25 protein-coding genes, 1 tRNA gene and 1 pseudogene are annotated in these 26,671 nt (G+C 68.1%); 13 read left to right on the top strand and 14 right to left on the bottom strand.

The features are described from left to right. Nucleotides 1-8: 8 nt before the first annotated feature. The gene (locus GWG54_RS02320; protein ID WP_167936241.1) at nt 9-1,127 is read right to left on the bottom strand and encodes an ATP-binding protein; all 1,119 of its coding nucleotides are present in this window, start codon (nt 1,125-1,127) and stop codon (nt 9-11) included. 330 nt (nt 1,128-1,457) lie between these two features. Further along, nucleotides 1,458-2,048, bottom strand: a complete 591-nt coding sequence (locus tag GWG54_RS02315; protein ID WP_167936240.1) for an NADPH-dependent FMN reductase — start codon at nt 2,046-2,048, stop codon at nt 1,458-1,460. Nucleotides 2,049-2,167: 119 nt separating this feature from the next. On the opposite strand from GWG54_RS02315, the gene GWG54_RS02310 reads away from it, so the two are divergent. Beyond that, nucleotides 2,168-3,556: a phosphoglucomutase/phosphomannomutase family protein gene (locus tag GWG54_RS02310; RefSeq protein ID WP_167936239.1), complete on the top strand. Its 1,389-nt coding sequence runs from the start codon at nt 2,168-2,170 to the stop codon at nt 3,554-3,556. Between the two features lie 53 nt (nt 3,557-3,609). Then, nucleotides 3,610-3,993: a hypothetical protein gene (locus GWG54_RS02305; RefSeq protein WP_167936238.1), complete on the top strand. Its 384-nt coding sequence runs from the start codon at nt 3,610-3,612 to the stop codon at nt 3,991-3,993. A gap of 1 nt (nt 3,994) precedes the next feature. On the opposite strand, the gene cysE is transcribed toward GWG54_RS02305, so the two are convergent. From cysE to GWG54_RS02290, 3 genes are all read right to left on the bottom strand, one after another. Then, nucleotides 3,995-4,504: a serine O-acetyltransferase gene (gene cysE, locus GWG54_RS02300; RefSeq protein WP_167936237.1), complete on the bottom strand. Its 510-nt coding sequence runs from the start codon at nt 4,502-4,504 to the stop codon at nt 3,995-3,997. 213 nt (nt 4,505-4,717) lie between these two features. Further along, on the bottom strand, nt 4,718-5,386 hold the full coding sequence (locus tag GWG54_RS02295) for a metallophosphoesterase (RefSeq protein ID WP_167936236.1): 669 nt from the start codon (nt 5,384-5,386) through the stop codon (nt 4,718-4,720). 354 nt (nt 5,387-5,740) lie between these two features. Then, nucleotides 5,741-6,331: an IMP cyclohydrolase gene (locus GWG54_RS02290; protein WP_167936235.1), complete on the bottom strand. Its 591-nt coding sequence runs from the start codon at nt 6,329-6,331 to the stop codon at nt 5,741-5,743. A 105-nt stretch (nt 6,332-6,436) separates the two neighbouring features. Between GWG54_RS02290 and GWG54_RS02285 the strand changes: the two are divergent. The 3 genes and pseudogenes from GWG54_RS02285 to GWG54_RS02275 all read left to right on the top strand — a co-directional run bounded on the left by GWG54_RS02285 (nt 6,437) and on the right by GWG54_RS02275 (nt 8,220). Next, nucleotides 6,437-7,231, top strand: a pseudogene (locus GWG54_RS02285) (homing endonuclease associated repeat-containing protein). A gap of 113 nt (nt 7,232-7,344) precedes the next feature. Continuing rightward, nucleotides 7,345-7,417: transfer RNA gene (locus tag GWG54_RS02280), tRNA-Gln, on the top strand. 119 nt (nt 7,418-7,536) lie between these two features. Next, the gene (locus GWG54_RS02275) at nt 7,537-8,220 is read left to right on the top strand and encodes a rhodanese-like domain-containing protein (protein WP_167936234.1); all 684 of its coding nucleotides are present in this window, start codon (nt 7,537-7,539) and stop codon (nt 8,218-8,220) included. Nucleotides 8,221-8,231: 11 nt separating this feature from the next. Here GWG54_RS02275 and GWG54_RS02270 read toward each other — a convergent pair whose 3' ends face one another. Both GWG54_RS02270 and GWG54_RS02265 read right to left on the bottom strand, forming a co-directional pair. After that, complete coding sequence (locus GWG54_RS02270) at nt 8,232-9,578, bottom strand: NADH:flavin oxidoreductase (protein WP_167936233.1); 1,347 nt, start codon at nt 9,576-9,578, stop codon at nt 8,232-8,234. 40 nt (nt 9,579-9,618) lie between these two features. Next, nucleotides 9,619-10,662, bottom strand: a complete 1,044-nt coding sequence (locus GWG54_RS02265; RefSeq protein ID WP_167936232.1) for an NAD(P)-dependent alcohol dehydrogenase — start codon at nt 10,660-10,662, stop codon at nt 9,619-9,621. 147 nt (nt 10,663-10,809) lie between these two features. On the opposite strand from GWG54_RS02265, the gene GWG54_RS02260 reads away from it, so the two are divergent. Continuing rightward, the gene (locus GWG54_RS02260; RefSeq protein ID WP_167936231.1) at nt 10,810-11,874 is read left to right on the top strand and encodes an amidohydrolase family protein; all 1,065 of its coding nucleotides are present in this window, start codon (nt 10,810-10,812) and stop codon (nt 11,872-11,874) included. Further along, the gene (locus GWG54_RS02255) at nt 11,874-12,638 is read left to right on the top strand and encodes an iron-sulfur cluster assembly protein (protein WP_167936230.1); all 765 of its coding nucleotides are present in this window, start codon (nt 11,874-11,876) and stop codon (nt 12,636-12,638) included. The genes GWG54_RS02260 and GWG54_RS02255 overlap by 1 nt, the downstream gene beginning before the upstream one ends. Here the strand turns inward: GWG54_RS02255 and cgi121 are convergent, their stop codons facing one another. Both cgi121 and GWG54_RS02245 read right to left on the bottom strand, forming a co-directional pair. After that, nucleotides 12,639-13,136: a KEOPS complex subunit Cgi121 gene (cgi121, locus tag GWG54_RS02250; RefSeq protein WP_167936229.1), complete on the bottom strand. Its 498-nt coding sequence runs from the start codon at nt 13,134-13,136 to the stop codon at nt 12,639-12,641. Next, a complete protein-coding gene (locus tag GWG54_RS02245; RefSeq protein ID WP_167936228.1) occupies nt 13,136-15,475 on the bottom strand; it encodes an ATP-dependent DNA helicase in 2,340 nt (779 codons plus the stop codon). The genes cgi121 and GWG54_RS02245 overlap by 1 nt, the downstream gene beginning before the upstream one ends. 189 nt (nt 15,476-15,664) lie before the next feature. Between GWG54_RS02245 and GWG54_RS02240 the strand changes: the two genes are divergently transcribed. Further along, nucleotides 15,665-17,230 (top strand): alkaline phosphatase, encoded by a 1,566-nt coding sequence (locus tag GWG54_RS02240; protein ID WP_167936227.1) that lies wholly within the window; start codon nt 15,665-15,667, stop codon nt 17,228-17,230. 90 nt (nt 17,231-17,320) lie between these two features. Here GWG54_RS02240 and GWG54_RS02235 read toward each other — a convergent pair whose 3' ends face one another. The 3 genes from GWG54_RS02235 to GWG54_RS02225 form a co-directional block, all read right to left on the bottom strand. Continuing rightward, nucleotides 17,321-18,664: a hemolysin family protein gene (locus tag GWG54_RS02235; protein WP_167936226.1), complete on the bottom strand. Its 1,344-nt coding sequence runs from the start codon at nt 18,662-18,664 to the stop codon at nt 17,321-17,323. Nucleotides 18,665-18,853: 189 nt separating this feature from the next. Then, nucleotides 18,854-19,597, bottom strand: coding sequence for a DICT sensory domain-containing protein (locus tag GWG54_RS02230; protein WP_167936225.1), 744 nt, complete (start codon nt 19,595-19,597; stop codon nt 18,854-18,856). Then, nucleotides 19,594-19,950, bottom strand: a complete 357-nt coding sequence (locus GWG54_RS02225) for a hypothetical protein (RefSeq protein WP_167936224.1) — start codon at nt 19,948-19,950, stop codon at nt 19,594-19,596. Before GWG54_RS02225 ends, GWG54_RS02230 begins: the two co-directional genes overlap by 4 nt. A 176-nt stretch (nt 19,951-20,126) precedes the next feature. Here GWG54_RS02225 and GWG54_RS02220 point away from each other — a divergent pair, with 176 nt between their 5' ends. Next, nucleotides 20,127-20,372: a ferredoxin gene (locus GWG54_RS02220; protein ID WP_167936223.1), complete on the top strand. Its 246-nt coding sequence runs from the start codon at nt 20,127-20,129 to the stop codon at nt 20,370-20,372. 115 nt (nt 20,373-20,487) lie between these two features. Here the strand turns inward: GWG54_RS02220 and mdh are convergent, their stop codons facing one another. Beyond that, nucleotides 20,488-21,402 (bottom strand): malate dehydrogenase, encoded by a 915-nt coding sequence (gene mdh, locus GWG54_RS02215; protein ID WP_167936222.1) that lies wholly within the window; start codon nt 21,400-21,402, stop codon nt 20,488-20,490. 174 nt (nt 21,403-21,576) lie between these two features. Between mdh and GWG54_RS02210 the strand changes: the two genes are divergently transcribed. The 3 genes from GWG54_RS02210 to GWG54_RS02200 all read left to right on the top strand — a co-directional run bounded on the left by GWG54_RS02210 (nt 21,577) and on the right by GWG54_RS02200 (nt 23,318). After that, nucleotides 21,577-22,020 (top strand): TIGR00725 family protein, encoded by a 444-nt coding sequence (locus tag GWG54_RS02210; protein WP_167936221.1) that lies wholly within the window; start codon nt 21,577-21,579, stop codon nt 22,018-22,020. A gap of 61 nt (nt 22,021-22,081) precedes the next feature. After that, entirely contained in the window at nt 22,082-22,534 is a 453-nt protein-coding gene (locus GWG54_RS02205; protein ID WP_167936220.1) for a hypothetical protein, read from the top strand. Between the two features lie 43 nt (nt 22,535-22,577). After that, nucleotides 22,578-23,318, top strand: a complete 741-nt coding sequence (locus tag GWG54_RS02200; RefSeq protein ID WP_167936219.1) for an Sjogren's syndrome/scleroderma autoantigen 1 family protein — start codon at nt 22,578-22,580, stop codon at nt 23,316-23,318. A 36-nt stretch (nt 23,319-23,354) separates the two neighbouring features. On the opposite strand, the gene GWG54_RS02195 is transcribed toward GWG54_RS02200, so the two are convergent. Continuing rightward, nucleotides 23,355-25,799: a DEAD/DEAH box helicase gene (locus GWG54_RS02195; RefSeq protein ID WP_167936218.1), complete on the bottom strand. Its 2,445-nt coding sequence runs from the start codon at nt 25,797-25,799 to the stop codon at nt 23,355-23,357. Nucleotides 25,800-25,950: 151 nt separating this feature from the next. On the opposite strand from GWG54_RS02195, the gene GWG54_RS02190 reads away from it, so the two are divergent. Further along, nucleotides 25,951-26,451 carry a TspO/MBR family protein gene (locus GWG54_RS02190; protein WP_167936217.1) on the top strand — a complete coding sequence of 167 codons (501 nt, stop codon included), beginning with the start codon at nt 25,951-25,953 and terminating at the stop codon, nt 26,449-26,451. Nucleotides 26,452-26,671: the final 220 nt, after the last annotated feature.

Genomic DNA, 26,671 nt, shown 5'->3' with positions numbered 1-26,671 from the left:
GGGGGGGATCACTGATCCGCTGTTTCCGCCGAGGGCAGTGTAAACGTGATCGTCGTTCCGTCACCCCGCTCGGATTCGACCCAGATATCGCCACCGTGGCGTTCGATAATCCGTTTCGAGACGGCGAGCCCGATCCCGCTTCCGGGGTACTCGTCTGGGGTGTGCAGTCGCTCGAACACCTCGAAAACACGCTCCTGGTCCTCGGGGTCGATGCCGATGCCCTCGTCGCGAACCGAGACCTCGCACATCGCCCCGTTCCGGTCGGTAGAGACGGTGATCTGCGGCGGTTCGTCCCCGCTGTATTTGATGGCGTTGTCCACGAGGTTCTGGATCACCTGCCGTAACTGATTAGCATCGCCTCGAACCCGGGGGAGCGTGTCCGTCACGACCTCGGTCCGACTTTCCTCGATCCTCATTTGCATGTCCTCGAGGGCGTCTTCGACAACGACGTTCAGGTCGACCGACTCGAACGGCTCACCCTCCCGTTCGACCCGTGAGTACTCCAACAGTCCTCGGACCATCTCTCGAATTCGGTCGGCACCGTCGACGGCGTACTCGAGGTACTCTTCGGTTTCATCGGACAGCTCGTCGTCAGCCCGGCGCTCAACCAGTTGCAAATACGTAGACACCATTCGCAACGGTTCCTGGAGATCGTGAGATGCAGCATAGGCGAACTGCTCGAGGCGTTCGTTCGAAGCTTTGAGCTGTTTCACCGTCTCTTCTAGTTCGAGTTCGCGGGTTTTGGCCCGTGCATCGTGGATACCCGCGGCGAACCCGGCAACGCTCCCGATCGCCGTGAGGATGAGGGTGTTCTGGAGCGGATCTCTCAACCCAGCAGCAAGGGCCGTGAGACCGAGAAGAGCAAGCATGACTCCAATTCCGCCAAGACACCACGTGACGACACCGGAGTAGACTTCAGACCGGATCTCGGACCGAGCCAACCAGTATCCGCCAGTAGCGAGGATGAGGCCCGGCACGCCGACCAGAATCGTCATAGTCAGATCGATTCCAATCGGCGAGTCTATTGCGAGGGGATACCCAATCGCAGACGCGATATACAACCCCCCAAGGAGTAGCAGAGCTTCTCTGCTCCCGCTGTTTGGGAGCGTGAAATTGTGCCGAGCCACTATCCAAGACCGATATTTCCAGCGCTATCAAGGTAGCGTTTAGTCACCTGAATACAACGCCCTCCCGCTGCTAACGTGGGTTTCCACGCCCTTCCCAGCTGCCTCGCTCGCGGTGTTCGCTCGTCCACTGGCAGAGCACGCTCTGGCAAGCCGTTCGCTCGTTTCATCTGCTCACGGGTCACAGACCCGTTCGCATGGTATGCGAGACCGGAGGTCTCGCACTATTCGCACGGTACGCGGGACTGTCGGTCCCGCGTCACTCACGAAGACCTCGCACGGTTTCGGATCGCAGTTCGCCGTCGGATCACTGCGATCGAACGGACGCCCTCCTCACTCGTCGCTCGCGTCCGTCCGCGGCGAGCTCACGTCGGGCTCGATGAAGGCGTACTCGGCGAGCATCCGCCCGAGCTTTCGGGTGCGCTCCTCGAGTTTCCCGTCGACGAACGCCCGTCCGTCGATCGCCTCCGGGTCGGGCTCGAACGCGCTCGAGGCGCCCCGGATCCCGACCTGGTGGGGGAGCACCCAGCCGTGAACGCCCCGGACCGTGATCCGGAGGTGATCGAGCGTCGAGCCGTAGCTCCCCCCGCCGGCGGTCGCCAGCAGGCCGACGGTGGTGTCCTCGTACTCGTCGAACCCACAGTAGTCGTGAAAATTCTTCAGCGCCCCCGAGTAGGAGCCGTGGTAGACGGGCGTTCCCAGCGCGACCGCGTCGGCCTCGCGAACGAGTTCCATCGCGGCCTCGCCGTCGCCCTGGCCGTCGACGTCGGGGTCGTAGACGGGGAGGTCGTACGCCCGGAGGTCGAGCAGTTGCGTCTCGGCGCCGGCCTCGGCGGCGGCCTCGAGGACGTACCGTAGCGCCGTCCGGGAGTAGCTCTCGTCGCGGAGGCTGCCGGAGACGGCGAGGACGGAGGGAGCTGTCATAGCCGCGCTAGCGACGCGGTCGGCAAAACGGCGTCGGCCTGCCGTCGAAAGCGTCGGTCGGGGACGGGAGCCGACCGCGCAGCGTCGCCTTTTTCGCACCGGACGACGAGGGGCGGGGTATGGAGACGATCTCGTTCGGAACCGACGGCTGGCGGGCGACGCTCGAGGAGTTCACGGCGCCGCGCGTGCGGACGGTCGGACAGGCGGTCGCAACCTACCTCGACGACGAGGGCCTCGAGGGACCGGTCGCGGTCGGGTACGACGCCCGCGAGACCTCCCGCGGGTTCGCCGAGGAGCTGACCCGCGTGCTGTGTGCCAACGGGTTCGACGTTCTCTTGCCCGATCGGGACCGACCGACGCCGCTTTTCGCCCACGCGATCGTCGAGCGCGACCTGGCGGGAGCGATGGTCGTCACGGCCTCGCACAACCCGCCGGAGTACAACGGCGTGAAGTTCATCCCTCAGGACGGCGCGCCCGCGCTCCCCGAGGTGATGGACGCGATCGAGGAACGCCTGGCCGAGCCCGACCCGCTCCCCGAGGCCGAACACGGCAGCGCCGAGGAGATCGACTTCGTCGCGCCCCACGCCGACGCCGCCGTCTCCCTGCTCGAGGAGACGATCGGCGAGATCGACCTCGAGGGAACGACCGTCGCCTACGACGCGATGCACGGCAGCGGCCGCGGGACGACCGACGCCCTCCTCGAGCGGGCCGGCGCCGCGGTCGATCGCCTGCGCTGTGAACGGGACCCCGACTTCGGCGGCGGGGCGCCCGAACCCGCACCGGAGAACCTCGAGGCGCTCGCCGAGCAAGTGACCGACGGCGAGGCCGACCTCGGTCTCGCCAACGACGGCGACGCCGACCGGATCGCGATCGTCACCCCCGACCGGGGCTACCTCGACGAGAACCTCTTTTTCGCCGCGCTGTACGACTACCTGCTCGAGCACGACTCGGGGGCCGCGGTTCGAACCGTATCGACGACGTTCCTGATCGACCGTGTCGCCGACGCCCACGGCGAGGCCGTCCACGAGGTCCCGGTCGGGTTCAAGTGGATCGCTCGGGGGATGGCCGACCACGACGCCTTAGTCGGCGGCGAGGAGTCCGGCGGCTTCACGATCCGGGGTCACGTCCGCGAGAAGGACGGCGTCCTCATGGCGTTGCTCGCCGCCGCGATGCACGACGCCGAACCGATCGACGACCGCGTGGACCGCCTGCTGGCCGACCACGGCACCGTCGTCCAGGACAAGCGAAGCGTCGCCTGCCCCGACCACGAGAAGGCCCGCGTGATCGACGACCTCGGGGACGAGATTCCCGACGACGTCGCCGGAACGCCAGTCACGGACGTCAACACCGCCGACGGGTTCAAGCTCCAGCTCGAGGACGGCTCCTGGCTGCTGGTCCGTCCCAGCGGGACCGAGCCCAAGTTGCGGGTCTACGCCGAGGCGACCGACGAGGACCGGGTCGCCGAACTGCTCGAGGCGGGCGAGGCGCTGGTCGAACCGCTGGTCTGAGGGTTGCGCACTCCGGGCCCACGTTTACCGGCACGGCGATCGCACAGAGAGTTATGAGCCGAAGCGACGAGGCCGCGTACACGGAACTCGAGCCCGACGCGTGGCACCAGAACGACCAGGGGAACTACTCGATCGACTGCCCGGAGTGTGGCTCCGAGGCGACCCTGATGAACGTCGTCAAACACGGCCGCTGTAACGGCTACCTGAGCAAACACGACGAGGACGTCGATCTCGACACCCAGCCGATGGACTGTACGGCCAAGCTCTGGTTCGAACTCGGTTACGTCTCCGACCCCGACGAGGCGATGACCGACGACGCCGTCGGCGCGGACGACGCCGAGGGCGAGACCGATCGGGACGTCGAGTCCCAGGAGGGCGTCCCGGCCTCGGACTCGCCGGAGGGTTCGGACGGGACCGTCGACGAGGAGCAGACGTAGTTCAGTCGACCCGCTCCGCGGGGACCCCGGCGACGGTCGTCCCGGCCTCGACGTCGTCGGTAACGACCGAGCCCGCGCCGACCGACGCGTTCTCGCCGACCGCGATGTCGCCCAGCAGCGTCGCGTTCGCGCCGACGGTGACGCCGTCCTCGAGGGTCGGGTGGCGCTTGACGGGTTCGTTCGCCGTGCCGCCGAGGGTGACTCCGTGGTACATGTGAACGTCGTCGCCGACCTCGGCGGTCTCGCCGATGACGACGCCTATCCCGTGGTCGATCGTGACGCGGCGACCGATCGTCGCCGCGGGGTGGATCTCGACGCCCGTTAGCATGCGAACGACGTAGGCGAGCACGCGAGCGACGAGTTCGAATCCGCCGTTCCAGAGGCGGTGAGCGACGCGGTGGCCCCAGACGGCGTGGACGCCGGGATACGTGAGCCAGACCACGCGACAGCCCGTCGCCGCGGGATCGCGGTCGCACATCGCCCGGACGTCCTCGCGGAGCTTCCCGATCATGCGTTCTCGGGATCGGCGACGTCGCGGTCGTCGGAGTCTGTTCGCTCGGTCTCGGCGAAACGGCGTCGAGTCGCGGTCCCGGCGTTCCGGACGGAACGCGCGACGCGACCGGTCGAGAACATGGTTCCGCTACTCCGACCGACGAGCTAAAAGGGATCGTTTCGTCGGCGGGTCATACACTACTAGTCGCGATATCTTTTCGGCGCCGACGGCTCACTTGCCGCGCTCGAGACGGCTCCCGATCCGTTCGGGCAGCCCCGCCGCGGCGACGGCGTCTTTGACTTCGCCGATGTCGTACTCGACGCGGTGGGTCTCGACGGTCATCGCCTCGAGGTCCAGTACCGCGTAGGCCGCCCGCGGGTCGCCGTCGCGGGGCTGGCCGACGCTGCCGGGGTTGAGGACGATTCCCTCGCCGTAGCGCTCGACGTGCTGGACGTGCGTGTGACCCAGTACGAGGACGTCCTCGTCGCCGAGCAGCCGCGGCGAGAACTCGCCGGGGCGGGTGTAGCGGGTGTACCGATCCGGATCGTCGGGATGACCGTGAACGAGCTTCACTCGGTCTTCGCACTCCAGTCGTTCCTCGGGCAGGTCGGCGAGCCAAGCGAGCTGATCGGCCGAGAGCTGCTCGAGAGCGTGTTCAACCCCCGCTCTGGCCATACTGTTGAACCGGAACGGCGTCTCGTCGGCGACCGCGGCGTCGTGGTTACCCATCACCGTCGGCACCGACCGCTCGCGAAGCTCGTCGACGCAGGCCGCAGGCCAGGGGTTGTAGCCGACGACGTCGCCGGCACAGAGCAGTTCGTCGACTGCGGGCATGTCGGCGAGGACCGCCTCGAGGGCGACCCGATTCCCGTGAACGTCGGAGATGAGCCCAACTCGCATGTCTCGGCGTACGATACGAAGGCTTGTAGGTCATCCCCCGGACCGATCGCCGCGAAACCCATGCGGTGGCGCGCGCTGGGTCGCGGTGAGCGGACAGCGAACCGTGAGCCGATGCCGTGTGAGGTCTTCGACAGCGTGAGTGAAGGCTTGTCAGAGCGTGCTCTGACAGTGGAGGAGTGAGACGACGGAGCGAACGAATCGGCTAGGGAGGGCGTGGAATCCCGTCTGTTCGGCGCGATCAGACCGCTCGGCTACTTCGGATTCGTCCGATCGGTGTGACTACTCGATCGCCGATCCTCGGAGCTATCCGGGGGTTCGATCACACTCGAGCGGTGTAACCAGCTGCTCCTTCGATCAGTCGCCGTTCTCGATCGCCGTCTCGAAGCCCTCGTCGGTCCGGGCGACGCCGGCCGCGCAGACGGCGTGCTCGAACTCGTGGTCGTAGACCTCGTTCGCCGCTTCCTCGGCGCTGTCGGCCTCGAGTTCGAACGCCCTCGGCGAGTCCTCCTCGTAGGTCGCGACCAGCGTCGGCTCCTCGACGGTCTCGACCAGCAGGGCGTCCTTCCGAACGGTACCGATCAGTGCCTCGCCGTCTCCTCCCAGGGTCGCCGCGATCCGGGGCGTGTCGTAGTCGTCCTTCTCGTAATCCAGCGCGAGCAGGCTCTCCGCGAGGGCGTCCCGGGCGGGGTAGCCCAGCTCGAGCTTCTCGGCGATCGGATCGACGTGGGAGCCGTTGCCGAAGGCGGCCGTCTCGCCTGTCGGCGTCTCGACGATTCGCAGGCAGTTGTAGGAGACGTAGGGGTTGTCCGTCTCCGGAGCGTCCGCGGTCGGACCGACGGTGAGGGCCTTGTCTCGAGCGGTGAGCTTGCGGTTCGGGAACGACCGCGAGGAGACGCGGTAGGCGCCGACCTCGGGACCGACGACGACGAATCGTCCGACGTACATACATGAGTGTGGTCACTCGAGGGGAAAATGTGTATCGATCTGTGCACTATCGTCGACTTTGGCTCGGAGCCGAATATTATGTAGGATGATCTACTAATTACCGACATGGCGACGGAGGAGGCCTGTCTCGAGGCGCTGCGACGCGCCGCGGACGAACTCGGCAAGTCACCGACAAAGGCGCAGTACGAGGCGCTCGGACTGACGCCGTCCTCGGCGACGATCATCCGAACCGTCGGCGGGTGGAACGCGGCGAAAGAGCGAGCCGAGCTGGCGACCGAACCGTCTACCGGATCCCGAACGCTACCGAAACCGGACGGCGTTGATCTCCCCACAGATACGGCCTGGGAGGAGCTTTCGGTTGACCAGCGGTGGCACTACCAGAACGTCGAGCGGAACACCGAACGGACGCTGTCGCGTCGTTCGGAACTCCGATCCTGGCTCGACGCTCGAAAACGGAAGCGTGGCTGTTCGTGCTGCGCCGTCGACACGCCGGCGTGTCTCGACTTTCATCACCGAAGCGAGGAAACGAAACGGATGGCGGTCGGATGAATGATCACGTTCGGGTACGGCAAGGACAGACTTCGCGAGGAGATACGGAAGTGTGACGTGCTCTGTGCGAACTGTCACCGCGAACTCCACTACACGCCGCCGAAACGGGAACGCAAACGGTGGGTTCACGACCGAAAACGCGCCGAGGGCTGCGAACGCTGTGGCGAATCGAATCCGGCGGGTCTGGATTTCCACCACACGGCCGATCGGAAGGAAGCGACCGTCGCGAGATTGATCTCGGACGATCGATCGCGGGAACGAATTCGGACCGAAATCGAACGCTGTACCGTTCTCTGCGCGAACTGCCACCGAAAGGAACATAGCGACGACACCGCTGATAGCTACCGATGAACACAGCCCGAACCCGGAAGTAGGGGGACGATCGGTCCGTCGGAGTTCGTAACACTCTAATACGGACCCACCGTTAGGAACAGGTAGGTCGTCAGCGACCGACGACGCGTAGCAGTCCATTGGGGTAGCGGCCAATCCTGAAGCCTTCTGGGGGCTTCGACCCTGGTTCGAATCCAGGATGGACTACTTCCTTTCACTTCGATTCGATCAGTACCACCCTCTGTCTCCAGTCGAAACGAAGGGGTGGACTGGGCGTCCGGCGATCGAACGGAACCCTATTGAGCCGACGCCACTAGATGCCGGCAATGAGACGACGTGAGGTTCTCGCTACTGGAGCGGCGGCGGTCGCGGCGAGCGTCGCGGGCTGTCTCGGCGACGACGACTATCCGACGAAGTCGTTCGAGGGCGTCGACGTGCCGCTCGCCCCGCTCGAGGACGTCCACGAGTGGTACGAGAACGACGGAACCCGGTTCGTCGATACGCGGTCGGCGGCCGAGTACGAGGAGTACCACATCGCGGGAGCCGTCTTCAGTCCCGCGCCGGACGGTCTCGACGAGGACGATCCGGTCGAGGAGTGGGCGACCGACACGCGGATCGTCACCTACTGCGCCTGTCCCCACACGCTGGCGGGGCTGCGCGGGGCGTCGCTGATCGAGGGCGGCTACGAGGAGGTCTACGCGCTCGACGACGGACTTCAGGCCTGGTTCGACGAGGAGTATCCCGCCGAGGGGAACGCGGTGTCGTCCCAGCTTCCCGCCTACGAGGTCCGCGGCGAGGCCGACCCCGCGGACGCCGGTGAGTACGTCTGGGTTCGCGAGCCCGAGACGGGGCAACGCGAACCGGGCGAGATCGAGTCGGACGGTAGTTACGAGCTGACGCTACACTTCTCGGAGCTCTCCGAGGACACGCCCCTCGAACTCGAGGCCCCGACGTACTCCGTGGAGGCGACGCTGGCCGAGCTCACCGAGGGACCGGTGACGCCCCCGTAGTTCGTCGCCGGTCAGCCGTGGTCGTAGGCACCCGCGCGCTCGAGTTCGCCGCGCCGTCCGAGCACCGACGGCGTCCGACAGATCCCGGGCGCGCCCGCCGCCTGCGGGACGGTACAGTTGTTGCAGCTCTCACAGAGGACGCGGACGTCTCGCTTCGTGCTCGCCGCGTCGTCCTCGAGCAGCCGCGCCCCCAGTCGTGGTTCGGCGTAGAACGGTCGGGCCAGCCCGACCATGTCGCAGGCCGGCGCGTCGCCACCCCCGTCTCCCAGCAGTCGGTCCATCTGCCCGCGTTCGCGGATCCCGCCCTCGGCGAGGACGGGGATCGACACCCGCTCGCGAACGCGACGACAGAACGCCTCGTTCCAGGCCGGCTCGGCGTCGTACACGAGCGCCTCCGCGCGGTTCGCCGCGGCCACGAGCCGTTTTCGCAACGGACCGCCGAAGGCGGCGTCGTACCCCTCCTGTAAGGCCTCGTTCGCCCACGCCCGATCGGGGTACTCCCCCCTGGCGATACTCATGTCCCAGGCGACCGACGTCTCCACGGGCACGACCGCGTCGTAACCGATCCTCTCGAGTCGTCGGGCGATTTCGATCCCGTCCTCGAGCGAGAGCTTCCGTCGCACCAGCGGCGCGGGCGGGGCGGGGGTCTCCGCGGGCACCTTCGCCATCACCGGAATCTCGCCCGTCCGTTCGCGAATTTCCTCGTAGACGACCGCGAGAAAGCGCAGGCGGGCCTCCGGCGAGCCGCCGAACTCGTCCTCGCGCCGGTTGTAAAACGGCGACAGAAACTGCTGGACGATCCCCATGTTCGCCCCTGCGATGTGAATCCCGTCGTAGCCCGCGTCGGCGGCGTACCCCGCCGCGCGACCGAAGTCGGCCGCGAGGTCGTACACCTCCTCCGTCGCGAGGACGTGGGGATCGTACTCGAGGAAGCCCGCCCGATCGAGCGCCCGCAGCTGCCAGGGCGGGCGCGAGACGGCGAGTTGCTCCAGCGCCGGGTGTTCGCGGCGGAACTCGGCGTGCCAGGTCTCCATACTCCGGAGGCCACCGTGCTCGAGCTGGAGGAAGATCCGTCCGCCGTGGTCGTGGATCCGATCGGTCAGCCGCGACAGTCGGGCGACGAACTCGGGGTCGTGGACGCGGGTCATTCCCGGCGCGGCACAGCCCCCCTCCCCGCGGACGATCGTCGCGCCCTGACAGAGCAGCCCGACGCCCGACGCCGCGGCGGGCTCGAGGTCCGCGATCAGCGTCTCGACGGCGTCGGAACCGTTGCCGGCGCACTCGAGTAGCGGCGCGCGGTAGAGCCGGTTCGGGATCTCGACGCCGCCGATCTCGAGCGGGTTCTCGAGGGTTGGCATACGCAACCGGTTCGATTCCCCGCCACAAGAGGGTGTGCCCTCAAGGGGGCGTGATGACCGCCCGTCCCTCGATCTCGTTGTGCTCGAGGCGCTCCGCAACGGTGTTGATCTCCGCGAGGTCGTGGCGTTCGGTGCGCAGTTCGACGTCGCCGCGGTCGACCAGCGCCACGAGCTCCTGGAGTTCGGCGTACTTGCCGACCAGCGTCCCCCGGTAGGCGAACTCGCCGTCGACCAGCGCCTGGCTCGGCTCGTGGATGTGGCCGCCGTAGCCGACGATGTGGTGGTCGCCGCCCGCGGCGACGAGCTCCGGTGCCAGGCCCGTCGTTTCGTCGGCCCCGACGAAGTCGATCACCTGCTGTGCGCCCTCGTCGTCGGTGAGGTCCATGACCGCGCCCGGGAGGTCCTCGTCGCTCGAGTTGACGGTGTGGCGGGCGCCCAGGTCTTCGGCCAGCTCGAGGGCCTCATCTTTGATGTCAGCGGCGACGATATCGGCGCCGCTCGTCGCGTCGAGACACTGCAGCCCGATGTGACCCAGCCCGCCGACGCCGATGACGACGCAGGTGTCGCCCGGGTTCAGTTCGCGGGCGGCCTTCTTGACGGCGTGGTAGGCCGTGATCCCCGCGTCGGCGTGGGGCGCGATCTCGGTGGGATCGACGCCGTCGGGAAGCGGGATCACCGCTCGCTCGTTCGTCTGGAGGTACTCGGCGAACCCGCCGTCCGTCGTCAGGCCGTTGAACGCGCTGTTCTCGCAGTACATGTCCTCGCCGAGCCGACACGGACGGCAGATCCCGCAGGTCTGGACGGGGTGACAGATCACCGGGTCGCCCTCCTCGACGAGGGTTACCTCCTCGCCGACTTCGGCGACGATGCCCGCGTTCTCGTGGCCCAGCGTCATCGGCAGGTCCTGGGGGGCGTACGCCTCCCACATCCCCTCGATGATGTGGTTGTCGGTCTGACACCAGCCGGCGCCGGAGACCTCGACCAGGACCTCGTCGGACTTCTCGAGGCTCGGACGGTCGACCTCCTCTACCTCGAGGGCCTCGCTCATCTCGTCGGTGTACTCGTGGAGACGGGCTGCTTGCATGATACCACGTCACGCTTTGTTGCGCTGGATGAAAACGTTCGCCCAACGTGTCGAGAACCGAATACGACTCGAATGACCCGACGCTCACCACCCCTCGGCGGACCATCACGAAGAATAATGGTCCTTGACACCTAGCACCACACTACGATGTACGAACAAAACGGCGAGGAGATCTTCGTCGTCGACGCACACGTCCACCTGTGGGACGCGACGGAGGGCAACATCACCCACGAGGGCGGCGAGGAGTTCATCCAGTGTTTCTACGACTACCACACGACGTTCACCCCGGAGGAGCGTCAGTGGAGCATCGAGGAGTACCGCAAGTACGGACCCGAGCGAATGGTCGAGGACCTGTTCGAAAACGCCGCCGCGGACATGGCGATCTTCCAGCCGACGTACCTCACGGACTTCTACGGGGACGGGTTCAATACCACCGAACAAAACGCCGAACTCGCGACCGAGTATCCCGAGCGGTTCGTCCTCAACGGCACCTTCGACCCCCGCGACGGCGAGGAAGGACTGGAGTACCTCGAGGAACTCCACGATACTTACGACATCCAGGGCGTCAAGCTCTACACCGCGGAGTGGCGCGGCGAGTCGAAGGGGTGGCGCCTCGACGACGAGGACGCCTTCGAGTTCCTAGAGAAGTGCGAGGAACTCGGTATCGAGAACATCCACGCCCACAAGGGGCCGACGATCCGCCCGCTGAACCGCGACGCCTTCGACGTCGGAGACGTCGACGACGCGGCGTCGTCGTTCCCGGATCTCAACTTCGTCGTCGAACACGTCGGGCTGCCGCGGCTGGACGACTTCTGCTGGATCGCCGCCCAGGAGCCCAACGTCTACGGCGGGCTGGCGGTCGCCGCACCCTTCGCCCAGAACCGCCCCGCGAAGTTCTCCGAGATCCTCTCCGAACTACTCTGGTGGCTCGGCGAGGACCGGGTCCTGTTCGGCTCGGATTACGCCATCTGGAACCCCGACTGGCTCGTCGAGGCGGTCCTCGAGGCCGAGCTCACCCAGGAGGATCGCATGGAGTACGGCGTCGAGTGGGACCTCGAGACCAAACGGAAGGTGATGGGCGAGAACGCGGCCGAGCTGTACGACATCGACATCGACGAGAAGAAAGCGCAGTTCCGCGAGGACGAGATCAGCGAGCGGTTCGGTCTCGAGGACCATTACGCGAGCGACGCCCCCGCGGCGGCCGACGACTGATGATCGACAAGACGCCTGACGGCCCCGCTCGCGAGGCCGTCCGCGACCGACTGGACCGAGTCACCGATCCCGAACTCGACCGCTCGATCGTCGAACTCGAGTACATCGACGATATCGAGATCGACGCCGGAACCGTTACCGTCCACCTGACGCTGCCGACAGCGTGGTGCTCACCCGCGTTCGCCTGGATGATGGCCGTCGACGCCCGAACCGAGGTCGAGGAACTCCCTGCGGTCGAGCGGGCGAGGATCTACCTCCGCGAGCACATGCACGAGATCGAGATCAACCGCGGCGTGAACGCGGGCCGGTCGTTCGCCGAGGCCTTTCCGGACGCCGAGGACACCGTCGACGCCGTCCGCGCGGAGCTCGATCGCAAGGCCAGAACCGCCCGCCAGTACGACGCCGTCGAGGCGCTGCTCGAGGCCGGCCTCGATCCCGAGACGATCGTCTCGATTCGCCCCTGCGATCTCGAACGAACCGACGGCGACGACCAGCTATCGATCTACCTCGCGGATCGGGCGGTCGCCGTCTCCGCCCCTGCGAACCCGATCGAGCGCTACCTCGAGAAGGCCCGCGAGACGGGGCTGGTCGACGCCGGGACGGACCCGCTGTTCCTGACTCCCGAGGGCGAGCCGATCGAGTCCAAGCAGTTCGAACTCGTCCACCGACGGGGACGGCTCGCGCAGGTCAACATGTCGAGCCAGGGCGGAATCTGCGACGGGCTCCGGGAGTCCCGGGAGCGACGGCTCGAGGCCTCGGACTGACTACTTCTCGACCTCGAGCAGCGCCACCCGCTCGCGGACCAGGGCACCCAGCGAGGCGTCGGTCGCCGCGCGCTCGCGATCCGGAATCTCGAAAAAGGTCTGGAGGGTCTCCTCGTCGGGTGTCTCGAGGGTCGGCTCCTCGGCGACGAACGCCTCGAGTTCGCGGACGTCCTCGAGCGCCGCGGCCTCCTCGCCCGCGCCTGCGAGGACGACGGCCCGATTCTCGCCGTCGCCGACGCCCATCTCCAGCGCGCGGTCGATCTGGCGGCGCCCGGCGGCGTACAGCAGGATCTCGACGGCCCGGTCGCGGGCGACGTTCTCGCCGCGTGCGATCGAGCGGTCCGCCAGCTCGAGGGCCCGCTCGAGGTGGCGTCGGTCGGCCACGTAGCGGGCGTCGAACGCCTGCAGGGTCGTCCCGTGTCTCTCGCCGATCTCGCCGAGGTCGGCGACGAACGAATCGAGGTCGTCGATCGAGAGGGTACACTCGAGTAGCTCCATCAGAAATCACCCAGGCTGGACTGGCTCTCCTCGTCGTCGGCCGCTGCGGTCGCCTCCGGCTCGACGGTGTCGTCGCCGTCGCTCGAGTCCGTCGCCGCGGCCGACGCGTCGGCCTCGACGCCGTCCATCGAGGGCTCCTCGCGGCCGACGTTCTCGAGGATGTTCTCGGCCGTCTTCTTCCCTTTCAACGCGCCGAGCACGACCGACTTGTCGGCCTCGCGGAGGTCCGCGGGCTCCTCGATGCCGACCGCGTACAGGTCCCGGGCGCGTTTGCGACCGACGCCCCGTACCGAGACCAGCTCGAGCAGCTCCTCGCTCACGCCGTGTTCGACGCGGGCGCGGGCCTCGCGGACCGCGACGGTCCACTCGCTGTCGATCTCCGCCGCCAGCGACTCGGCCGCGCCCAGCAGCCACTCGGCGGTGTCGACCTTCCCGCGCAGGTCGCCGGGGCCGATCTTGTACCGTTCGGTGATCCGTTCCTCGTCCTCTTCCTCGGCCCAGTCCTCGAGCAGCTTGCCGGTCTTCAGTGCCGCGAGCCAGTCCTCGAAGCGCTCTTCCTCGAACTCGCTCGGGGCGTCCCCGAGCAGCTCGGCCTCGCGCTCGTAGTACAGTTCGCCGAACTTCTCGTCCTCGCCCGAGCGCAGGTAGAGTTCGTACATGTCCGGCGTTCGGGAGACGAGCTGGTAGAGCCCCAGCGCCGTCGGGCGCTGGTTGGCGTCCTCGAGCCCGTGGACGATCGTCGCGGCGCTCATCGGGTCGAGGTAGAGCCGCGAGACGGTGTGGCCGAGGTTGGTGGCCTCAAGCTCCTCGCTTCGGCCGCCGCCGTCGGCGAGGTCGGCTGCGGTCGTGAACGCGCCGGCGTCGCCGTCTCCGGCTGTTTCGCGCTCGATGAAATCGTTCCGCTCGAGATACTCCAGCACGCTATCCGTCACGGTCTCGAGCCGGCCCGGCTCGGTCGACTGGCTCGCATAGAGGGTCGCCTCGAGGAACTCCAGTAACCCCTCCCGGGTGCGAGCGAAGCCGGAAGCGATCGTGGCCAGCACGTGCGTCCGCAGGGCGGGCTCGGCCGCGAGCTTCGAGCGAACGGGCTCGGGATCGGCCCAGACGTAGCGGTCGAACAGCTCCTCGCTCTCGTCGTGGCTCTTGGCGAGCAACACGGCCTCGCCGTAGGGGTCGAGCCCCGGTCGTCCGGCACGGCCCATCATCTGGTGGACCTCGAGAACGTCTAGCGGGGCCATTCCGCCTGCGGTCGGATCGAACCGCCGCCAGTCGCGGACGATGACCCGTCGGGCGGGGGTGTTCACTCCCGCCGCCAGCGTGGGCGTCGCCGAGATGGCCTTCAGCAGGCGGTCGCGGAAGGCGTCCTCGACGAGCGAGCGCTGGGTGCTCGAGAGGCCCGCGTGGTGAAACGCCGAGCCGCGTTCGACGCAGTCGGCGAGGTCCGCGCTCGTCTCGGTGTCGCTGTCCTCGCGGATCTCCGCGGCCAGCTCCGCCAGCTCCGTTCGCTCGCTGTCGGTCAGCTCCCGGCCGGTAACCTGGCCGAGCCTGCGGGCTGCGGCCTCGGCGTTCCGTCGGGAGTTGACGAACACGAGCGACGATCCCCCTTCCTGAACGATGTCGCGGACGAGCGCGGCCTCCTGCTTCTCGCTCCCTTCGACGGGCACCTCGCGGGTCGAACCGTCGTCGAAGTTGAGCGCGTTGCTATAGTGGACGCCCGTCTGCAGGTCGATCGGGCGCCAGTCGGTGTCGACGAGCTCGGCGTCGAGCCAGTCGGCGATCTCGTCGGCGTTGCCGACCGTCGCCGACAGCGCGACGGTCTGGAGGTCGGGGTTGAGCCGGCGCAGTTTCGCGAGGGTAACCTCGAGCGTCGGCCCCCGGTTGCGGTCGTCGATGAGGTGGACTTCGTCGCTGACGACACAGGTCAGCTCGGAGAGCCAGCTCGCGCCGTTTCGCACGAGCGAGTCGACTTTTTCGCTGGTGGCGACGACGATCTCCTTCGTCGCGAGCCAGTCGCTGGTCGACTCGTAGTTACCCGTCGTCACGCCGACGTCGACGCTGAAGGACTCGTAGGCCGCGAACTCCTCGCGTTTTTCGCTGGCCAGCGCCCGCAGAGGCACGATGTACAGCGCCTTGCCGCCGCGCTCGATCGCCGACAGCATCGACAGGGCGGCGATCATCGTCTTCCCGCTGGCGGTCGGAACGGCCGCGACGAGGTTCTCGCCCTCGGTCGCGCCGGCCTCGACGGCCTCGGCCTGGGGCGGGTAGAGCTCCTCGATCCCCTCGCTGCGAAAGTGCTCGAGCGCGCCGGGCGGGAGCCCCGACAGCTCCTCGATATTCATCGTCCGTTCTTGGCGCGTCCCGTGGTTTAAACTGTCGTCTCTCGGATCGAAACCGTGCGGGCGAACGTGTCGTTGGGCTGGTGCCGGCGTCTGCCCCCGTTCGAATTGTTCCCTCCGGACGATAGTGTAACTCAACACACAGTAATGTAAAGAAATAACAGTAACGTTCACGACGGTCTTACACGAATTATGCAACGACGGCAATTCGTTACGGCCCTGGGCGCGACTGGACTGCTCGGTGCGACCGGTTCAGCCGGGGCGCACTCTGGCGGTGCCGACTCGCGGGGAGGCGACATCGAGAACGTGATCGTCCTGATCGGCGACGGGATGGGGTTCGACCCGATCGAGGTCACGTCGGTCGTCCACGGCGATCTGTCGCTGCAGTCGATGACCGGCGTCGGGTACACGCGGACGAACTCCCGGAGCGGCGAGGTGACGGACTCGGCGGCGGCCGGGACGGCACTGGCAACCGGTCACAAGGCGTACAACGGGCAAATCTCGGTCCGCGGCGACGAGGACGACGACGATCCGACGGCGCTTCTGACCCAGCTCGAGCTCGCGCAGTCCTGCGGGAAGGCGACCGGGCTGGTTTCGACGACCAGGATCACCCACGCCACGCCGGCCGCCTTCGCTTCGCACGTACCCGATCGGGACATGGAGGAGGCGATCGCCGAACAGTACGTCGACAGCGACGTCGACGTGCTCATGGGCGGCGGCCGCCGCGAGTTCAGCGACGACGTGCTCGAGCGGATGCGGGAGGCCGGCTACGAGGTGTTGCTCGACGCCGACGACCTCCAGAACGCGGGCGAGGATCGCCTGCTCGGGCTGTTCGCCGACAGCCACGTCCCCTACACGCTCGACCGCGACGGGTCGGTCCCGTCGCTGCCCGAGATGACCGCCGCCGCGGTCGACCGACTCGAGGACGACGGCGACGACGGGTTCTTCCTCATGGTCGAGGGCGGGCGCATCGACCACGCCGAACACGGCAACGACGTCCAGTCGACCGTCGCCGAAACCCGGGAGTTCGACGCGGTCGTCGACTGGGCGCTCGAGTACGTCGCCGACCGCGACGACACGCTCGTCGTCGTCGCCTCCGACCACGAGACGGGCGGGCTGGCGACCGGCAGCGGCTACGGCTCGCCGATCGACGCCGAGGCGATCCGGAACGCGGAGGCGAGCAACGAGGCCGTCGCCGAGGCCGTCGAGGGCGACGAGTCGATTTCCGGGGCAATCGAAGGGCGGGTCGACGTCGACCTCACCGACGACGACATCGATCGGATCGACGACGCCACGGAAGCCGACGACCCCTACGCGCTCTCGAACGCGATCGGGGCGGTCGTGTCCGACCACCTCGGCGTCTCGTGGGCCTCGGACGTCCACACCGGTCCGGCCCAGACGGTCATGGCCGCCGGCCCCGACGTCGATCCGTTCAACGGCTGGATCCACCACACCGACCTCTCGGTGACCGTCACCGCGCTCCTGTTGTTCGGCCGACTCGCGGACGTCGACGAGGACGAACGCGAGGCCTGGGAGCGAACGATCGCCAAAAACGGACCGACGGGCCGCCGCGACGCCTGCCTCGCCCTCGAGTACGTCGGTCCCGTCACCGACGACGTGACCGCGGCACTGGACCTCGACGGGAACGGCGTCGTCGACTACCGAGACGTGCTCGGCATCCTCGAGGGCGACGTCCCGTCGCCGGCGGCTCGAGTCGGACGGCGACGTGAGGCGCCGTACTCGGCACACGACGTCTGAACGCGCCGTTTCGAACGGCGGCCGAGCGCCGACGCCGTGTCCACGCCCGGAGCGGAACGGAGCGCGCTACCGCGTGTCGGCGCCGCGGCGTTATTCTCGGGTCGCCTCGTCGGCGGACTCGCGCACGATCACGGACGAGATCCGCATTCCGTCGACGGCCGCCACCTCGAGATCGTAGCCGTCGACGGCGACGCGGTCGCCGGTTTCGGGCGGGCGACCGAGTCGGTCGAGAACCAGTCCGCCGACGGTCTCGATCGCGTCGTGGTCGAACGCGCTGCCGAGTTCGTCGTTGAGCGCCGAGAGCGTGACGCCGCCGTCGACGAGGAGTCCGCCCGCCCGGCCGTTGCGGTCGATCGAGGGCTCGCGCGCGGCGACGTCGAACCTGTCGCGGATGTCGCCGACGACGACCTCGACGACGTCCTCGACGGCGACGATCCCCTCGAGGACGCCCCACTCGTCGATCACGGCGGCCATCTGGGCCTGCTCGTCCTGTAGTTCGGAGAGCAGGTCGCCGACGGCGGTCGTCTCCGGCACTACCGGCATCTCCCGCGCGAGGTCGCCGGCGGTGACGGCCGCCGTCCGTTCGCCCTCGAGCGTCTGATCGGCCCGGATGACGTCCTTGGCGTCGACGAGCCCGACCACCTCGTCGGGGTCGTCGGCGGCGACGACGGGGTAGCGGGTGTGGCCCGCGTCGACGATGACGCGTCGCAGCTCCGGGAGGGACAGGTCCGCGGACACGCTGCGGATGTCGGGTCGGGGGACCATGATCTCGCGGACCGCGATGTCGTCGAGTTCGAACACGCTCTCGACCATCCTGACCTCCTCGCCCGCGACGTGGCCCTCCTCGCCGGCTCTCGAGAGGGCCATCCGGAGCTCCTCCTCGGTGAGCGTTTCGTCGGTCTCCGAGGCCGGCGGAACGCCGAGCAGCCGCGTAAAGGCGTTGGCGGTCCCGTTGAACACGACGATTCCGGGAACGAAGAGGTAGTAGAACAGCTTCATCGGAACGGAGACCGCCAGCGCGACGCGTTCGGCCTGCGCGATGGAGATCGTCTTCGGCGCGAGTTCGCCGAAGACGACGTGCAGGAACGTGATAACGCTGAATCCGATGGCGAACGCCACCAGGTGGACCAGGCTCTCCGGCAGCACCTGCGCGGCGACCGGTTCGATCAGCGCCGCGATCGCGGGCTCGCCGAGCCACCCCAGCCCCAGGGAGGCGATCGTGATGCCGAGCTGGGTGACCGCGAGGTAGTCGTCCAAGTTGTCCATCGCCTCCTGCAGCGTCGCCGCGCCCCGGCGCCCCTCCGCGGCGAGCGACTCGACGGCCGTCGCCCGCACTCGGACGTAGGCGAACTCGGCGGCGACGAAGAAACCGTTCAGCGCGACGAGCAACAGGGCGCCGACGATCCGAGCGAGGGAGAACGCGAGGTCTACCATCGTCCCCCCGGCGATCGGGATTCGGTACGGGCGATTCGCGACGACTGACTCCAGCAACCGACCATGCGGGTACGACGACCGTACGGAACTAAACGGTACTGCCGTCGATGGCGATTCCCGGTCGACGGCTCGCGGGCCGACGCGTCGGTTCGCCGCCCGACCCGCGGCTCTCCCCTGCCCGTTCGACGCCTACGCGGTCGGCACGTCGTAGCTCGTCTCGAGGTGTGCGAACAGCTCGTCGACCAGCACGGGATCGTACGTCCAGAACCCGTAGTACCGGTCGGGTCGGCGCTCCTCGGCGACCAGCGCGCACTTTCGGCGGACGTCGCCCCCACCGTCGAAGGCGACGAACCAGAACCGGCCGAGTTCGCCCGAGCCGGAGACGAGCGGAGGGTCGCCGTCCGACCCCTTCGTTCCGTCCCACGCCTCGTCGACGAACGCCGTTACCGACAGCGTGCCCCGAGAGGCGAGGCGGTCGTACACCGCCCGCTGGTCGTCGAACGCCACCTCGCGCTGGAAGCCGGCGTACAGCCGTCCCGCGGCGGCTCGCCAGGCCCGTTCCTCGATCTCCCTGGCGGCCGCGAGCATCTGTCGGCGGTCGTAGGCGGCGAACAGCGTGTTCTCGAGGAAGTCGAACAGCTCCCGCGCGTCGGGTTCGTCCGCCTCGAGCGTCCACGGCGGGTGGATTTCCGGCGAGAGGACGGCGTCGAACTCCTCGAGTCCCAGCGCGCCCCGGAACTCGCCGTTCGGACCCCGAATCACGACGAACCCCTCCTCGAACGCCGCGGCGCGGCGATACTCGACGTCGACGTTGCGGGTCGCAAACTGCCGCTCAAGGTCCGCCGCGACGCCGTCGTCCGCGGCGTAGACCTCGAGGCGCTTTCGCTCGCGTTCGACGGCCTCGAGCGCCTCGCCCAGCGTCTCGACGGTCATTTCTCGACGCCGAGCACCCCGTAGACGGCCGGGGGGACGTCGACGTCTCGCACCCTCCCGTCGGAGGGATCGAACTCGAGTAACCCGTGGTCGTCGAGCCGCGGGAGCACCGAGTGGTGGAGGGTGACGCGGGCCCGCTCGTAGGCCCCCTCGCCGGCGATCCGCCCGCCGTCGGCGGCAGTGGCGCCGGCGATCACCGCCGCGAGGTCGTCGAGCGTTGCGCTCGGGTGGTCGTACAGGTACGCCAGCGTGATGCGGACCTCCCGCGACGAGAGGAGCCCGAGGAGGTCGTCGACGTCGTGCTCGGGAGCGGCGTCCGCGAGCGCGGAGAGGTCCTCGAGGCCGTCGTTCATGGACGGTGAGTTGGTCCCTCGAGCGTATAAGGTGTGTTCCGGACGACCGCGACTATCGCGTGCAGCGATAGTTCCGGTGGCGCTGAACGAGTTCGCGATCGGGACGCGCCGATTCCGCTGCCGACCGCGGCGTCGCGACCGCTAACGATTTAGGACGATCGGCCCAACCCTCGCGCATGAGGGTCGAATTCGACGAGGACACCTGTATCGGGATGTACCAGTGCGTCGCCGAGTGGGACGCCTTCCGGAAGGACAAATCGAAGGGGAAGGCCGTCCTCGAGGACAGCGAGGAAGTTGAGGACGGGGTCTTCGTCCGTGAGGTGCCCGAGGACGCCGAACTCGACGCGAAGTTCGCGGCCCGGACCTGTCCCGTCGACGCGATCACGATCTACGACGACGACGGCGAGCAGCTAATTCCCTGAGCCGCGCGATCGCGTCTCGACCCGTCGAGGTCCGAACGCGTCGGCGACGGTCGATCCGCGGTAGTGGCCGCGTCCCGTCCCGTTTCGCGGGCGTCGAAAAACGCGGCGGGGCCGGCTACGCGATCTCGTCGTACTGCTCGGAGAGCTTCTCCGCGGCCTCGCCCAGTTGGTTGCGCTCGAACTCGGTCAGATCCCACTCGACGACCTCCTCGACGCCGTCGGCGCCGAGCTTGGCCGGAACGCCGAAGGCGGTGTCCTCGTGGCCGTACTCGCCCTCGAGGGCGACGCTGCAGGGCAACACCTCCCCGGTGTCCCGGAGGATGGCCTCGACGGTGTGGCCGACGCCAGTCGCCGGCCCCCACTCGGTGGCGCCTTTCTTCTCGATGACGTTCATCGCCGAGGTCTGTAGCTCCTCGAGCAGTTCCTCCTTCTCGTCATCGTCGAACTCGACGTCCCGTCCGTCGACGCGAACCTTCGAGAACACCGGAACCTGGGCGTCGCCGTGCTCGCCGAGGATCGTCGCCTCGACGTTCCGGACGGGGACGCCGAAGCGCTGAGCGATCACGTACCGGAACCGCGCGGAGTCGAGCCGACCGCCGAAGCCGATCACCTTCTCGCGGGCCCGGTCGCCGGCCTCGTAGAGGTGGCGGTTCAGCAGGTCGACCGGGTTCGAGGTGGTGACGGTGACGAAGTCGTCGTTGTGCTCGGCCAGCGAGGAGCCGATGTCCTCCATGATGGGGGCGTTGTCGCCGGCCAGATCGATCCGGGTCTGACCGGGCTGGCGGGGGATTCCGGCCGTGATGACGACGACGTCCGAGCCGGCGGTGTCCTCGTAGCCGCCCTGCCGGATCGTCGTGTTCGAGTCGTAGGCGACGCCGTGGTTCGCGTCGGCGGCCTGGCCGACCGTGTCGTCTTCCTTGTCCGGGATGTCTACGAACACGAGTTCGTCCGCGACGTCTCGGAGCGCGATGTTGTAGCCCGCGGCGGCCCCGACCGTTCCGGCCGCGCCGACCACGCTAACTTTCGTCATACCACGTCACACTCCACCGTGGTTGGCGTTAAATCCGTCGAAACCACGCGTCGCAGCAGCGATCGACGTCCGTGCGAACGACGACCGTCGAACCCGTTCTCGACCCTCGCGAGCGTCCCCGCCGTCGGAGCCCGAAACCGACCTCTCTTTGCGATCGCCGTCGCTCCCTCGAGCATGCGCGTCAGCGTCATCGGCGGCGGAACGATCACACGCGAGGAGAGCGAAATCGCAACGGCGGTCGGCCGGGAACTGGGCCGACGCGGCCACGCAGTCGTCTGTGGCGGACTCGGCGGGACGATGGAGGCGGTCTGTCGCGGCGCGAAGTCGGAGGGCGGCGAGACGATCGGGATCCTGCCCGTCGAGGACCGCGCGGCCGCCAACGAGTTCGTCGACACGGCGATCGCGACCGGGATGGGCCACGCCAGAAACGCGCTGGTTCCGCTGAACGGCGTCGGCGTGATCGCTCTCTCGGGCGGTCCCGGAACCCTCTCGGAGATCGGATTCGCGCTCGTCTACGGGCGGCCGGTCGTCGGCGTCGACGCCCACGACGTCCTCGGCTTCGAGGTCGTCCCGGGGCCGACGGCGGCGGTCGACGTCCTCGAGGCGGCCGTCCGATAGGTCTTCTCTCCGACGGGGAATCGAGCACGCGGTATATCTCCGCGCACCGCGTCTCTCTCGTATGAACAGTCGCCTCGAGACGGTAGTCAGGATCGCCGGAAGCTCGGTCGCGGGCGTCGTCGCGTTCGTCGCGGTGACGGTCCTCGTGACCGACGGGCTCGAGCCGTACGTCTGGCCGTCGCTTCTGGTCGGTCTGCCGGCGGGCGTCGCGGCGGGCGTCGCCGCGTTCGCCCTCGCAATCCTCGGGACGCGCTACTACGCGGAACGCGGGACCGAGGCGGGAGTCTCTCGGCGAACGGCGGTCCGCCTCTGGGCGACGCTCGGCGCCCTCGGAAGCTCCGTGGTCGGGGGCGCACTCGGGACCGCCGCCGTCGTGCTCTGGGGCGGCGGTCTCGCGAGCGGACTGGTGTTCGTCGGTCTCCCAATCGGCCTCCTGGCGGCCGGTGTGGGCGGCGCGCTGATCGCTCGGTTCGGAGCGCGCCGCAGCGATCGTCGGCGGGCGTCGCCGCGGTGACTCCGTCGCAGCTTTTTCGACCGCGTAGCTCCTTCGGGGGAACATGAGCGACTTCGACAAGGAAGCCGAGCGCGAGAAGCTCCGCGAGAAGTACGAGCGCGACAAGGCCGACCGCGAGGCCACCCAGCGGATGAGCGACCTCCTGTTGAAGGGTGCCACGATGACGAACTCCCACTGTGGCACCTGCGGCGACCCGCTGTTCCAGCAGGACGGGACGACGTTCTGTCCCAGCTGTCACGGGAACCCCGACGCTGTTCGGGGAACCGACCTCGAGGCCCGGCCAGCGGCGGAGTCGGCCGCGGACGACGCCGACGAGGACGCGGATCGTCCGGAGCCCGAGATCGACGCGACGCGGTCCGGGACGGACGACGAGGATGGCCCCGATACGACGCCCGAGCGCGCGGGCCAGGGCCAGACCGCCGACACCGATCCTGCGGGCGACGCGAGCGACCGTCCGTCCTCGCCACCGTCGCGGTCGACGGCCGACGGGGAGGTCAGAACCCAGTCCCGGGACGCCGATCGAGACCCGGAACCGGATCGGGCCCAGCGGGACCGACACCACGCTCGATCCGGCAGCCGGCCCGCCGAACGGCCGCGACGGGCCGGCGACTCGCGAACCCGATCGCCGTCGGGAACGGGCGAGCTCGAGGACGCCCGCGCCTCGCTGGTCGCGGCCCTCGAGAAGTTCACCCGGGAGGCAGCCGAGACGGACGACCCCCGCTACGCCCGGGAGTGTCTCGAGGCCGCCCGGGAGGCCGGCGAGACCCTCGAGACGCTGCGTTGATCCCCGCCGGTCGAGAGCGCCCGTCCGAGGGCTCCGCTAGCCGGTGTACGTGCTGCCGATCACGTCGCGGATCCGTTCGGCGGTCACCCGGCCGACGCCGTCGGCCGCCGTCAGTTCGTCCTCGCTGGCGATCATCACCGCCTCGACGGTGCCGAACTCCTCGAGCAGCGACCGGGCGGTGACGGGGCCGATCTCGGCGATCGAGGAGACGACGTACTCCTGCTGTTCGGCCATCGTCTTGGCCTGTTTCTGCCCGTGGACCGACACCTCCCGGTCGCCAGTCTCCTGCTCGCGGCCCGCGATCACCGCGAGCAGGTCCGTCGTGTCGGCCTCGCTTTCGGTCCGGAGGACGCTTGCGCCGAAGTCGACGGCCAGGCTCGAGAGCGCGCCCCGAACGGCGTTGGGGTGGACGTCGCGTTGCTCGTACAGTCCCTCGCCCTCGACGATTACGATCGGGCGCGCGTAGTGGCGGCTCATCGCGCCGACCTGCTCGAACACCGAGCGGTCGCCGCCGACCAGCGAGTCGACGAAGTCGGCGACGGACTTGCGCTCGACGGCGACCCGATCCGAGAGCACGTAGTCGCCGACCTCCAGGGTCTCGAGGCGCACCTCGTACTCCTCCCGGCGCGAGAGTTCGCGGGCGATGTTGGCGTCCATCTCGCGCTGGTCGGCGACGACCTCCACGCGGTCGCCCTCGGCGTGGGGTTCGTGGGTCTCGACGGTCTCGCCCTCGTCGCTCGAATCGTCGTCATCGCTACTCGAATCCGAGTTCTCCTCGGCGAACTCCCGTAATCCCGGCCGATCTCCAACCCCCTCGTTTCCGCTGGAAGCCCCGCCGCCGGGTTGCGATTCTCCGCCCCCGCCGTCCACTTTCGCTCCGCTCTCGAACGCGGCCAGCGACTGCTGGGCGTCGTCGAGTTCCGCCTCGAGGTCGTCGGCCATCCCCTTCAGCTCCCGGAGTTCGGACTCCATCTCCTTCTCGCGGCGCTTCGAGATCCAGAAGTAGGCCTCGTCGCGGGTGTCCTCGGCCAGCAGGACGACGACCCGCCCCTCCGACTGGCGTCCGGTACGGCCCTTGCGCTGGATCGACCGGATCGCCGTCGGGACGGGCTCGTAGAACAGCACGAGGTCGACCTCCGGGACGTCCAGTCCCTCCTCGGCGACCGACGTCGAGACCAGCACCTCGAACTCGCCGCCGCGGAAGGCGTCCAGGACCTCCTGTTGTTCGGTCTGGGTCATCCCGTCCGAACCCTCGCGGTCGCCCTGGCCGACGAACCGCTTCGCGTCGAAGCTCTCGCTCAGGAACTCTGTCAGCGCCTCCGCGGTGTCGCGTGATTCGGTGAAGACGATCACTCGGTCGCCGCCCTCGAGCCCCAGCGTCTCAGCCAGCAGCATCCGGCTCTTGCGGTACTTCGGGTGGATCTCGTCGAAGTTCTCGGCCCGACGCATCGCCTCCCGAACGCGGGGGTCGGAGACCATGCGCTGGCTCGCTTTCGACGCCCCCGAGGACCGGGCCTGGTTGCGCTGACGGTCGAAGTACCGTCGCAGCGCCTCGACGCTCTGGGTCTCGACGAGGGTGACCGCCTGGCGGAGCTTCATCACCTCCGCGTGGACGGACATGCCCTCGAACCCCTCGGACTGGTCGTTGTTGATCAGCTGCTGGAGCTCCGCGCGCATCCGGTTCAGATCCTTCTGGGACTGGTCGGGCTGGGTCGAGGAAGCCACCCCGAGTTCCTTTAACTTCTCGAGGCGATCCGTGATCACCTCGTTCAGCGCGTCGCGGATCTCCAGGACCTCCTCGGGAAGCTCGATCCGTTCCCACTCGACGTCGGTGTCGTGGGTGAACTCGTCGACGTCGGCGTCCTCCTCGGTCATAACCTCGACCTCCTGGAGGCCGAGGTTCTCGCAGACCTCGAGAATGGCCTCCTCGTCGCCGCCCGGCGAGGCGCTCATCCCGGTGACGAGCGGGTCGTCGGCGTCGGCGTGGTAGCGCTCGGCGATGTAGTTGTAGGCGTAGTCGCCGGTGGCGCGGTGGCACTCGTCGAAGGTGCAGTGGGTGACGTCGGAAAGCGAGATCCGGCTGCCGACCAGATCGTTCTCGATCACCTGCGGGGTGGCCATCACGACCGTCGCCTCCTCCCAGAGGGCGGCCCGATCGTCCGGGCTGACGTCACCGGTGAAGACGACGATCTCGTCGTCCGGTATCTGCAGGGCCTCGCGGTAGAACTCGGCGTGTTGCTGGACGAGGGGTTTCGTGGGGGCGAGCATCAGGGCGGTTCCGCCGACCTCCTCGAGCCGGCGGGCGGTCACCAGCAGGCTCACCGTCGTCTTCCCGAGTCCCGTCGGGAGACAGACGAGCGTGTGGTGGTTCGCGGCCGTCCCCGCGAGCTTCAGCTGGTAGAGCCGGCGCTCGAGGAACTCGGGCTCGAGCAGGGGGTGGTCGATCGTCGGCTGTCCGCCGTCCTCGTCCGTCGCTGCCATTGCCGGGCGTTCATCCTCGCCGCGAATAAGGGTTCGCGTATCGGGGTGAAAGTGAAACGGGAGGCGGAACTGCCCTCGAGAGCGGGACCGACGGCTCGCTCCCGTGCGTTGCAACGCCACCCTCCAAGCGGCTGTGGACCGTCCGTGCGGTATGGAAACCTCGAGATCCACCCCCGGGTTGCCGGAGCCGCGGTCGATCCTCACGGCGGTCGGCTTCGTCGTCCTGGTCAACGCCGTCGGCAGCGCGCCCGCCCTGATCTCGTCGTCGGACACGGCCTGGTTCCGGGCGCTCGAGAAACCCTGGTTCTACCCGCCCGGGATCGCCTTCTCGATCGTCTGGACGCTGCTGTTTACCCTGCTCGGCGTCGCGCTCTGGCTCGTCTGGCGCAGCGAGGGCGACGGGCAACGGCTCGCTCTGGGCCTGTTCGTCGTCCAGATGGCCGTCAACGTCTCCTGGACGCCCGCGTTCTTCTCGCTCGAGCAACTGCTCGTCGCGTTCGGGATCATCGTCCTCCTCTGGGCGCTCGTCGTCGCGACCGTCGTCGCCTTCCGGCGGGTCGACCGTCGCGCCGCCGCCCTGCTCGTGCCCTACCTCGCCTGGATCACGTTCGCCGCCGTGCTCAACTTCGAGATCTGGCGACTGAACGCGTGATACGGAATCGCCGAAGACGAAGCACCGACCGTCCACCGTGGCGCGTGCTGAACCGCGGCGAGCGAAGCGAGGCGCGAGTGAAACGAGCGCCTCGAAGCGAGTCGCGGCTCGAACTCACGCGAGGGATGAGTGAGCGACCGGAGGGAGCGAACGAGTCGGTTGGGGAGGGTGTGGCCATCCACTGTGTTCGTGCGAGCAGAACGCTTCTTCGAGCGAAATC

This window comes from Natronococcus sp. JC468, assembly GCF_012163165.1.
Lineage (GTDB): Archaea > Halobacteriota > Halobacteria > Halobacteriales > Natrialbaceae > Natronococcus > Natronococcus jeotgali.
This window is presented reverse-complemented; position numbering and strand designations above follow the sequence as displayed.